This window comes from Actinomadura sp. NPDC048394 (genome assembly GCF_040651755.1).
Classification (GTDB): domain Bacteria; phylum Actinomycetota; class Actinomycetes; order Streptosporangiales; family Streptosporangiaceae; genus Spirillospora; species Spirillospora montaniterrae.
This window is the reverse complement of sequence record NZ_JBEZJL010000148.1, coordinates 1,904-12,254: the sequence shown is the minus strand read 5'-3', so window position 1 is coordinate 12,254 and position 10,351 is coordinate 1,904. Positions and strand designations below refer to the sequence as shown.

The 10,351-nt window shown below is 74.4% G+C and carries 9 protein-coding genes; 5 read left to right on the top strand and 4 right to left on the bottom strand.

Features of this window, described 5'->3' with window-relative positions:
* Positions 1-31 precede the first annotated feature (31 nt).
* The gene (locus AB0C78_RS49865; RefSeq protein ID WP_360762611.1) at positions 32-655 is read right to left on the bottom strand and encodes a helix-turn-helix domain-containing protein; all 624 of its coding nucleotides are present in this window, start codon (positions 653-655) and stop codon (positions 32-34) included.
* 50 nt (positions 656-705) lie between these two features.
* Between AB0C78_RS49865 and AB0C78_RS49860 the strand changes: the two genes are divergently transcribed.
* On the top strand, positions 706-1,659 hold the full coding sequence (locus tag AB0C78_RS49860; protein WP_360762608.1) for an NADP-dependent oxidoreductase: 954 nt from the start codon (positions 706-708) through the stop codon (positions 1,657-1,659).
* Here AB0C78_RS49860 and AB0C78_RS49855 read toward each other — a convergent pair.
* The 3 genes from AB0C78_RS49855 to AB0C78_RS49845 all read right to left on the bottom strand — a co-directional run bounded on the left by AB0C78_RS49855 (position 1,656) and on the right by AB0C78_RS49845 (position 5,678).
* Positions 1,656-3,572: an MFS transporter gene (locus AB0C78_RS49855; RefSeq protein ID WP_360762605.1), complete on the bottom strand. Its 1,917-nt coding sequence runs from the start codon at positions 3,570-3,572 to the stop codon at positions 1,656-1,658. The two genes, AB0C78_RS49860 and AB0C78_RS49855, sit on opposite strands and share 4 nt — an antisense overlap.
* Positions 3,573-3,771: 199 nt before the next feature.
* On the bottom strand, positions 3,772-4,743 hold the full coding sequence (locus tag AB0C78_RS49850; RefSeq protein WP_360762602.1) for an NAD(+)/NADH kinase: 972 nt from the start codon (positions 4,741-4,743) through the stop codon (positions 3,772-3,774).
* A gap of 53 nt (positions 4,744-4,796) precedes the next feature.
* A complete protein-coding gene (locus AB0C78_RS49845; RefSeq protein WP_360762599.1) occupies positions 4,797-5,678 on the bottom strand; it encodes an alpha/beta hydrolase-fold protein in 882 nt (293 codons plus the stop codon).
* Between the two features lie 112 nt (positions 5,679-5,790).
* Here AB0C78_RS49845 and AB0C78_RS49840 point away from each other — a divergent pair, with 112 nt between their 5' ends.
* The 4 genes from AB0C78_RS49840 (at position 5,791) to AB0C78_RS49825 (ending at position 10,254) form a co-directional block, all read left to right on the top strand.
* Complete coding sequence (locus AB0C78_RS49840) at positions 5,791-6,351, top strand: TetR family transcriptional regulator (protein ID WP_360762596.1); 561 nt, start codon at positions 5,791-5,793, stop codon at positions 6,349-6,351.
* A 62-nt stretch (positions 6,352-6,413) separates the two neighbouring features.
* Complete coding sequence (locus AB0C78_RS49835) at positions 6,414-8,576, top strand: MMPL family transporter (RefSeq protein ID WP_360762593.1); 2,163 nt, start codon at positions 6,414-6,416, stop codon at positions 8,574-8,576.
* 174 nt (positions 8,577-8,750) lie between these two features.
* Entirely contained in the window at positions 8,751-9,620 is an 870-nt protein-coding gene (locus AB0C78_RS49830) for an oxygenase MpaB family protein (protein WP_360762590.1), read from the top strand.
* Between the two features lie 13 nt (positions 9,621-9,633).
* Positions 9,634-10,254: a TetR/AcrR family transcriptional regulator gene (locus AB0C78_RS49825; protein ID WP_360762587.1), complete on the top strand. Its 621-nt coding sequence runs from the start codon at positions 9,634-9,636 to the stop codon at positions 10,252-10,254.
* Positions 10,255-10,351: the final 97 nt, after the last annotated feature.

The following is a 10,351-nucleotide window of genomic DNA, read 5'->3' as shown; positions in this document are numbered from 1 at the left end:
CAAAACACACATACCCTACACCACCCACGTCCTACCGCCCCCGCTTCGCCAGCCGGACGGCGGGCGGGAGTGCGGCGGCGGGCGCGTCCGCCGCGAACGACCGGATCATCAGGGCCGCGAAGCGGCGCGAGGCCGCGAGCCGCGCCGCCCGCGACCCGGCGCGGATGCCCTCGTTCGCCATGAGCGCGAGCACGACGTCCTCGATGACGACGTCCTTGCGCAGCCCGCCCGTCTCCTTCGCCCGCCGGATCAGCTCGGCCAGGGCGCGCAGCGTGCGCTCGCGGCCCTCCACGAAGTCGTACACCTGCGGGTACTGCGAGGTGAGGGCGTGGGCGAAGCCCCGGTCCAGGGCGTGGACCTCCATCAGCCGCTCGATCGCCGCGGCGAACCCCCGCCACGGGTCGGCGGCCGCGAGACCCTCCTCGACGATGCCGATGCACGCGGCCATCTGCTCGGCGAAGGCCGCCGTGAGCAGCGCCTCCTTGGTCGGGAAGCGGCGGTAGAGCGTGGCCGGGCCGACGCGCGCGCGGCGGGCGATCTCCCGCATCGGGACGTCCAGGCCCTCGGCCGCGAACGCCTCGCGCGCCACGTCGAGGATGCGCTCCCGGTTGTCCCGGGCGTCCGAGCGGAGCTTCCGAACCACTTCGTCCGTCACCGCTCTCACTTTAGTCAAGCGGACGGGGTGTTCCGTTACGGTCGGGCGGCATGAGAGCAGTCCAGTTCGAGGAGTACGGCCCGCCGAGCGTCCTGCGCATCGCCGAGGTCGAGGCGCCGCACGCCGGGCCGGGCGAGATCCGCGTCGCCGTCCGGGCGTCGGGGATCTCGCCGGGGGAGACGCTGATCCGGTCCGGGGCTATGCGCGGCCTGGTGCCCGTGACCCTGCCGTACCGGACGGGGTTCGACGCGGCGGGCGTCGTGGACGAGGTCGGCGAGGGCGTCACGGGCGTCGCGGCCGGCGACGAGGTGTTCGGCATGACCGCCATGACGGCGCGCGGCGCGAACGCCGACTTCGCGGTCCTGGCCGCCTGGGCGCCGAAGCCGGCCGCGTGGAGCTGGGAGGAGGCGGGCGGCGCCGCCGGAGCCGTCGAGACGTCCACCCGGGTCCTCGACCGGCTGGCGGTCGGCGCCGGGCAGACCGTGCTCGTGCAGGGTGCGGCCGGCGGCGTGGGCACGGTCGCCGTGCAGATGGCGGTCGCGCGGGGTGCCACCGTCATCGGGACGGCGAGCGAGCGGAACCACGGCTTCCTGCGGTCCCTCGGCGCGGAGCCGACGACGTACGGGGCGGGGCTCGCCGAGCGGGTCCGCGCGCTCGCCCCGGACGGGGTGGACGCCGTGTTCGACTGCGCCGGAGGGGCGCTGCCCGACCTCGTCGCCATCGCCGGGGACCCGGCGCGCGTGGTGACGATCGCCCCGGACCTCACCGCCGCGTCCCACGGCGTGCACATGTCGCACGGCGCGCCGGTCGACGACACGGGCGCGGCCCTCGGCGTCGGCGCCGACCCGCTGGCGGTGCACGGACTGCCGATCGCGGTGGCCCTCGCCGCCCGGGGGCGCCTGCGGGTACCGGTCGCGGCGGCGTTCCCGCTCACCGAGGTCGCGGCGGCGCACGAGCTGAGCGAGGGCCGCCACGCCCGCGGCAAGATCGTGCTGGTGGGCTAGGGGCCGCTCAGGGCCGGGCCGCGCAGCTCCTTGGGGCAGGACGTACCGCGCGGCATCTTGTAGGGGGCGGCCAGCCGGTAGGTGCCGGCCCTCGGGGCGACGAGCTCCGTCCAGGAGTCGCCCGAAGCGTCCGGTGCGGTCGGCGCCAGGCAGCCGTTCGGGTTCTCGTACTGCGGCGGCCGGCTGTCGTCGTACTTGCGGATCTGCTTGGACGCATCCGTCTCGAAGGGGGGCTGGAGGCTGTGGCCCTCCCCGTCGACCAGGCTCAGCCAGGGCGAATAGGGCAGGCGGATGAGGATCCGGCCCGGTGCGCCGACCTTCAGCGTCATCTCGTTCTGCTCCGCGCGGACGACGGTCGTGTTCGGCTCGGCGAGGGGCGCGGGGTCGGTGACGGCGTACAGATGCCAGTTGCTGTCGCTCCAGATCTTCTTCAGGTACGGCAGGCCGTTGCCGACCAGCTCCCGCTCGCGCTCGGCGCCGTTGTCGGGCGCGTCCGCGGGGAGGACGACGTAGTGGACCGCCCAGTGCTTCAGCCAGTCGTGGTACGTGCCCACGGTGAGCGTGCCGTCGTAGAAGAGGGGGTTGCGCTTGATGTCGGCCTGGCGGTTCCAGCCCCGCGCGAGGTTCACGTAGGGGGCGAGGGCCGAGGCCTCCCGGTGCGAGCGCGCCGGCACGACCTCGACCCGCCCGCGCTCGGCCCCCGCCTTGCGCAGCTCGTGGACGAGGGGCGCGAGGCGGCGGGTCCAGGCGGCGGCCGGGTGGGCGCGGACGACGTCCTGGACCGTCTTGATGCCGATCCAGGTCGTGAACCCGAGGAACACCAGCACGATCGCGTACCACTTGCGCGAGCGGGGCGCCGTGAACGGCAGCGCGGCGATCAGCGCGACGCCGGTGAACAGCATCGGCAGCCGGGTGATGTTCGTGCCGATCTGCGAGGTGATCAGCGTGGCGAACAGCACGGTCGCGGAGGTCACGACCGCCGTGATGCGGACCGTCCGCCACTCCCGGGGGACCAGGACGATGACGGCGACCGCGAAGACGATCGGCAGGATCGCCGATCCGAGCGGCATCGGCTGGGTGCCCGAGAAGGGGAACAGCCAGGCCGACACCGCGACCACGACGACGGGCGCGACCCCGAGCGCGTAGGCGGCCGGCCTGCGCTTCTGCAGGAACAGGGCCGCGGCGACGAGCCCGATGTACAGCCCGGCCACGGGGGAGCAGGCGGTCGCGAGGCCGGCGAGCGGGCCGGCGGCCACCGCCTTGGCCCAGCGGTTGCCGCGCAGCGGGCGGGGGGTGCTGAAGACGATCGCGGCGGCGGCGATGCCGAACATCAGGCCGAGGCCGAACGTGACCCGCCCCGACACCGCGTTGCAGATCAGCGCGAGGACGCCGGCGAGCGAGGGCCAGAGCGGCCGGCGGACGTGCCCGCTGCGGGTGAGGATCACGGTCATCAGCGCCGCCGAGACCGTGCCCGCGATGATCATCGTGGTCCGGACGCCGAGCACCGACATCACGTACGGCGACACGGCGCTGTAGGAGACCGGGTGCATCCCGCCGTACCAGGCGAGGTTGTACGCCGATCCCGGGTGGCGGCCCGCGAACTCGGCCCAGGCGTCCTGCGCCGCGAGGTCGCCGCCGCTGCTGGCGAGCGTGGCCAGCCACAGCAGGTGCAGGACCGCCGCGATCGCCGTCACGAGCGTGACCGGGTGGCGCAGGAACCGGTTCAGCGACGGGCGCCGGGGGCCGGAATCCTCCGGCGTGCCGCTTTCGTCCGGACGTCCGGGCGGCCGCTGCCGCGGCGGCCGCTCGCCGCCGGGACGGGTCCGGCCCGCGTCCCGCTCGGTGTCGCCGTCCAGGGTGGTTCCGGGCCCCGGGTCGGGATCATGGGCGCGCGGGGCCTGCGCTGCGGTCACTGACGGGACGCTCCATGTCTGTGCTCATGCCCGGCAGGCGTTATAAACCGGTATATGAACACTACGGGGGAAACCCCGGACACTTCATATCGGCCGCCCGGACGGCGCCGGCGCTGGGCCGTCCCAAACCGGCCCGGTGGCGCGGCCCGGCCCGGGAACGGGCGTCACCATCCGTCCCCGGGCTGAAGCGGGCGTGCGGTCAGGCGAGGCCGGGCGAGCCGGGGGCCTGGAGCTGCCCGGCCGCGGCCTCCGCGTCGCGGCGCAGCTCGGGCGGGATCAGCTCGAGGAGCTGGTCCGGACGCAGGGGGAGGTCGAGGAGGCTGAGCTTCACCCGGCTGCGGCTGGCGTGGTCCCGCGCCGACAGCCGGACGACCTGGCCGGCCTCCGGCAGCATCGTCGCGGTGAGGCGGTCCCCGTGCCCGAGCTCGGCGGCGGCCGTCCCGTCGATGTCGAGGGTGATGGGCGCGCTGTCCGCCGCGACGCAGAGGCGGATCTGGTCGGCCGCGCCGAGCACGACGGGCCGGCTGATCCCGGACATCGGAGCGACCGGGGTGATGGCCACCGCGTTGGAGGACGGCGACACGATCGGCCCGCCGGCGGCGTAGTTGTACGCGGTGGAGCCGGTCGGCGTCGACACGACCAGCGCGTCGGCCCGGTAGTAGCCGTACCGCAGGTCGTTGACGGTGAGGTCGAGGGAGACGGCGCCGGACCGGGACGAGCGGCCGAGGACGACGTCGTTGAACCCGGACCGGGTCGTCGGCTCGACCGGGCCGGCGTCCACGCACAGGGCGGCGTGCTGCTCGATGGTGAAGTCGCGGGCGGCGAGCCGCGCCAGCGCCGCGGGCAGCTGCGCCGGATGCACCTCGGCGAGGAACCCCAGGTTGCCGTGGTTGACGCCGAGGACGGGCACGGGACGGTCGATCACCAGCCGCATCGCGCCGAGGATCGTGCCGTCGCCGCCGAGCGCGATGAGGCCGTCGACCTCGGCCGCGAACCGGGCGTCCGGGACGACCTCGACGCCGGACGGCACCCGGTGCCGGTCGGCGGGCCGGGCCAGCACCCGTGCCGGGCGGTCGCGGGCGGCCGCCACGATCGTCTCGATCGACGGGCCCACCGGCCTGGTCGGATGGAGGACCAGCCCGACCGCCCTGACCTGCGGTTCCGCACCCATGCCCCTCACCTTACGGGGTGCCCTCCCGGCGGGAGCGCGGCACCGGGCGGGTGTCACGGAAGGGCGCTCCGGTCGGTGCGGTAGAGGTGCACGAGGCCGCGCGTCACGGCGGCGGGCCAGACCGTCGCGTGCTGCTCACCGGGGATGACCTCGCTGCGGACGCCGACGCCCGGGCACCGCTTCAGCCGGTCGGTGAACGCGGCGAGGTCGGCGACCATGTCGAGGCCGGACAGGGTGCTGAGCATCTCGGCCTCGATGACCGGCCAGCCGCGGTGCGGGCCGTCCTCGAGCTCGCCGACGGCGAGGTAGACGTCGGCGGCGTCCGGGGCGGCGATGGGCGTCCGATGCGGGTCGAGCAGCAGGTGGTCGTCCCACCACAGCGACGGGCTCACGGCCAGGAAACGGCGGAACCCCTCGGGGCGGCGCGCCAGGGCCCAGCACGTGAAGAGCCCGCCGAGGGAGAACCCCGCGAGCCCCCGGTCGGCGGGGTCGAGCGGATGGGCGGACTCGACGTGCGGGGCGATCACGTCGCGGATCAGGTCGAGCGTCGCGTGCGCGCCGCCCGTCCCGTAGGCGGTCCTCACCTGCAGGTAGCCGGAGACGGCGCTGGTCGGCGTCATGTCGCGGGCGCGCTGGGCGCTCAGCCGGCGCAGGTCGTCGGTGGCGGGCGAGATGCCGACGACGGCGACCGGACGCAGCTGCCCCGCCGCGTAGGCCAGCGTCGTGTGGGCGATCTGCGCCGCGGTGGCGAACGTGAACAGGCCGTCGAGGAGGTACAGCACCGGATACGGGCCGGGGCCCGCCGCCTTCCGCAGGTTCGGCGGCGGCAGGGCCACCGCGACATGCCACCGGTCGGTGGGCTCGCTTCCGGTGACCAGCGTGTACTGGACCGCGCCCGGCAGTTCCATGGGTCCCGCCGTCCAGCTGATCGCCATGCGCCCAAGGATAAGGAGATCGTCCGGTGCTCCTGCGCGGTGTCGGAGATCACATGAATTGCCCTGTCCGATCGGTCAGACCCTGACCGATCGGACAGTTAACGTGGTGGCCATGGCGCGTACCCCGGCCGCCCTGCGCGGGCAGATCCTGGAGTCGGCGCTGCGCTCGTTCGCGCAGTACGGCTTCCGCGGCACGTCCCTGCAGCACATCGCCTCCGACGCGGGCTGCTCGAAGGCGTCGCTGCTGTACCACTTCGCCAACAAGGAGGCGATCCTCGCCGAGCTGCTGGCGCCCGTGGAGCGGGAGGCCGTCGCGCTGGACGCGCGGCTGGCCGGCCTGGACGGCGAGGAGGCCGCGCTGACGGCCGTCAGCGCGTTCGCCGACCTCACCGTGCGGTTCCGGCGCGAGATGAAGGTGCTGCTGGAGACCCTGCCGGAGCGGACCGCACCGGCCGACCCGGCGCTCGACGGGCTCGGCGACCGGCTGGCGGACGCGCTGGCGGGCCGCTCGTCCGACCCGGCGGACCAGGTCGCCGCGTGGATGGCCCTCGGCGGCATGTTCATGACCGGCGCCGCCGACCCGCCGATGAGCGACGAGACGCTGCGCGAGGCGATGGCCCGGGCCGCCCTGCGGACGCTTGGCCGCGCCTCCGGCGGGGACGGGGACGCGTGAGCCCGCGCCGGGCGCCCCGACGCCGGGGCGGGACCCCGATCGACATGAGGAAGGAAGCGGCTTTGTTCGCTCGTATCGGACGCGTCGTCGTGCATCACCCCTGGCGGGTGATCGCGGTGTGGCTGGTGGCCGCGGTGGCCGTGGTCGCGCTCGCGCCGAAGCTGACCGCGACCACCGACGAGGCGTCGTTCCTGCCGAGCCACTACGAGTCCATCCAGGCGCAGACCCTGCAGCAGAAGGCCTTCCCGCAGGCCGCCACGCCCGCCGCCATCATCGTGCTGGAACGGCAGGACGGCGCGCCGCTGACGGCGGCCGACTCGGGGCGGGTCGCCTCGGTCGGGAAGGCGCTGGAGGACGCGCACATCAAGAACGTCACCGCCGTGCAGACCGCCCCGGCCACCGGGAACAAGAAGATCCAGATCATCTCGGTGCAGATGCCGAAGCCGGAGGGGACGCAGGGCAAGAACCAGACCGACGCGGTCAAGGACCTGCGGTCCGCGCTGGAGGACGAGCTGGACGGCACCGGCCTCAAGGGCGGGATCACCGGCACCGCCGCGCAGAACCTGGACGGCCAGGAGGCCGGGGCCAAGGCCGAGGCGATCACCGGGGCCGCCACGATCGGGCTCATCCTGGTGCTGCTCCTGGTGATCTTCCGGAGCCCGATCATCGCGCTGCTCCCGGTGATCACCATCGGCGCGGTGTCGCAGATCGCGACCGGGCTGATCGGCTGGGCCAACGACGTCTTCGACCTCAAGACCGACAGCTCGGTGAGCTCCATGCTCATCGTCGTGCTGTTCGGTGTCGGCACCGACTACATCCTGTTCCTGATGTTCCGGTACCGGGAGCGGTTGCGCGCGGGCGAGGACTCCAAGACGGCGATGGTGTCGGCGATCGCCCGGGTCGGCGAGGCGATCTCGTCGGCCGCGGGCGCCGTGATCATCGCGTTCCTGGCCCTGGTCCTGTCGACCCTCGCGCTGTTCCGCTCGCTCGGGCCCGCGCTGGCGATCGCGGTGGCGACGACCCTGCTGGCGGGCCTGACGCTGATCCCCGCGGTGGTGTCGCTGCTGGGCACGAAGGTGTTCTGGCCGTCCAAGGCGTGGCGGCACGAGCCGAAGGGCGCCCGGTTCGCCGCGATCGGCGCGTCGATGGGCCGCCACCCCGGCCGGTTCGCCGTCGTCTCCGGCCTGCTGCTGGCCGTGCTGGCGGCCTTCTCCCTCGGCTTCCACTCCAACTTCGACCTGTCCGGCGGCTCCATCCCCAAGGGCGCCGAGTCGACGGTGTGGCAGAAGGAGCTGCTCAAGGGCCTGCCCGCGGGCGCCACCGAGCCGTCCGACGTCTACCTGCGCTCGACGGCCGGGACGCCGCTCGACAAGGCCGGCCTCGCCGGGTACAAGGCGAAGCTGGCCGCGGTGGACGGCGTCGGCAACGTCGCCGACCCGGTGCTGTCGAAGGACGGGAGCGTCGCCGACTTCCGCGTCACGCTCGCCGAGAAGCCGGAGTCGTCGTCGGCCATCAAGACGGTGAAGGGGCCGCTGCGCGCCACCGCGCACGACGCCGCGCCGGCCGGGACGACCGCCGTCGTCGGCGGCATCACCTCGGTGTTCGTCGACATCCAGGCCGCGGTCGACCACGACTACGCCGTCGTGTTCCCGGTCGCCGCCGTGCTGATCATGGTGATCCTCGGGCTGCTGCTGCGCAGCGTGGTCGCGCCCTGGTACCTGATGGCGTCGGTCGGGCTCGGGTTCGCCGCGACGCTCGGCGCCAGCGTGCTGATCTTCCAGCAGCTCCGCGGCGAGCCCGGGCTGATCTTCATGCTGCCGGTGATCATGTACCTGTTCGTGGTGGCGCTCGGCACCGACTACAACATCCTCATGATCGCCCGATTGCGCGAGGAGGCGCGGGAGGGGCGGTCGCCGCGCGAGGCGGCCGCGCTGTCGGTGCGGTACGCGGGGCCGACCGTCGCCGCGGCGGGCGTCATCCTCGCCGGCACCTTCGCCTCGCTGATGCTGGCGGGCGGCTCCACCCTGCTGCAGATGGGCTTCGCGATCTCGGCGGGCATCGCGATCGCGGCGTTCGTCATGGCACTGTTCTTCACCCCCGCCGTGACCGCGCTGATCGGGCACGCCGCCTGGTGGCCCGGCCACGCGGACGCGCCCGCGCACGAACCGGCGACCGGCGCGGACGTCCCGGGCGAGCCCGCCGCCCAGCCGACGAACCGGCGCTGACGCCGCCGGGCTCCCGCGCGCGGGCGGCGCGCGCCGCTCCGGTCAGGGGCGGCGCGCCGCCGTCGCCGCGCGCGGCGGCTCGGGCGGGATCCCGAACCTGTTCATGACCTCTGGCCGCCCTGCTGAATGCTTGATACAAAAGACGTATCAACGTCTCAGAGCGGGTGATGCGTGATGACCGACGTCGACGTGAAGCCGGGCCGGACCGAGGCCGGCGCCATCCCCGGCCCCGGCTCCCTCATCTGGCGGTACGCGGGGGACTGGCGGAGCGCGTTCAGCGGCCGGGCGATCCTGCTCCTGCAGGTCGCCCACCCGGTCGTCGGGGCCGGGGTCGCCGAGCACTCGGAGTTCCTGGAGGACCGCTGGGGCCGGCTCCTGCGCACCGTCGAGTCGACGATGAACTTCCTCGGCTACCGGGGCGAGGAGCGCGGCCGGCGGGAGGCCGCCCGGCTGCGCGAGATCCACAAGGACATCAAGGGCGTCGACGCGCAGGGCCGCCGCTACCACGCCCTCAACCCCGAGGCCTACCTGTGGGTGCACGCCACCCTGCTGCACGGCATGATCCAGACGCAGCGGCTGTTCGGCACGCCCATCCCGCCCGACCGCGAGCGCGTCCTGCACGGCGAATGGGCGCGGCTCGCGCTGGCGCTCGGCATCACCGAACGCCACATCCCGGACAGCCCGGAGGCGTTCCGCGACTACTTCGACACGATGGTGAACGAGCGGCTGGAGGACAACGCCACGGTGCGGCTGCTCATCGAACTGGACCGCAAGCCGCTGCCGCCCCCGCCGCGCTGGCCGCTGCCCGACCTCGCCTGGTCCGGCGTCGCCGGGCCGCCGACCGTCATGCTGGGCCGGATGGGCGTCGGCTGCCTCCCGCCCGTCCTGCGGGAGCGGTTCGGCCTGCGCTGGACGCCCGCCGACGAGCGGCGCTTCCGGCTGTTCGCGCAGGCGATGCGCGCCGGCGACCGGGTGCTGGTCGACCGGCTGCGCTACTCGCCGATCGCGGCGCGCGCCATGCGGCGGGCCCGGCGCGCGCACTAGGCTCGGGGGCATCATGACCGAGCCGACGGACCGGGCGCCGCTGCCCGACCTGCTCGCCGACCCGGCGGTGTCCGGCCCGCAGGTCGACAGGATCCTGGACGCCGCCCTGGATCTGTACGGGACGTTCGGCCTGCGCCGCACCACCGTCGACGACGTCGCCCGCGCGTCCGGGCTCGGCCGCGCCACCCTCTACCGCCGCTTCCCGACCAAGAACGACCTGGTGACGGGCGTGCTGCTGCGCGAGGCCCGGCGGTTCTTCGCCGAGCTGGACGCCGCCGTCGCGGCCTGCCCGACGGTGGAGGAGCGGCTCGTCGAGGGGTTCGTCGCGACGCTGCGGATCAGCCGCGAGCAGCGGCTGGTGAACCGGCTGCTCGTCCTGGAGCCCGACCTGCTCCTCCCGCACGCCACCGGCCGCGCCGGGCCGCTGCTCGCCGCCGCGCGCGGCTACCTGGCCCGCCGGCTGCGCGCCGCGCAGCGGCAGGGCGACGCGGGCGCGTTCGACCCCGAGGTGGTGGCGGAGATCCTGATCCGGCTCACGCACTCGCTCCTGCTCACGCCGGAGGGGCACATCCCGCTGGACGACGACGGCGCCCGCGCGTTCGCCGTCCGCTACCTCGTCCCGATGATCCGCTGACCCGGTTCGCCGGTGCCCGCCGCGGCGGGGCCCCGGCGGCGGGCGGGGGGGTGTTGGGCCGGGTTGGCGTGGTCTGGACCCCCCCCCGGTACGGGGC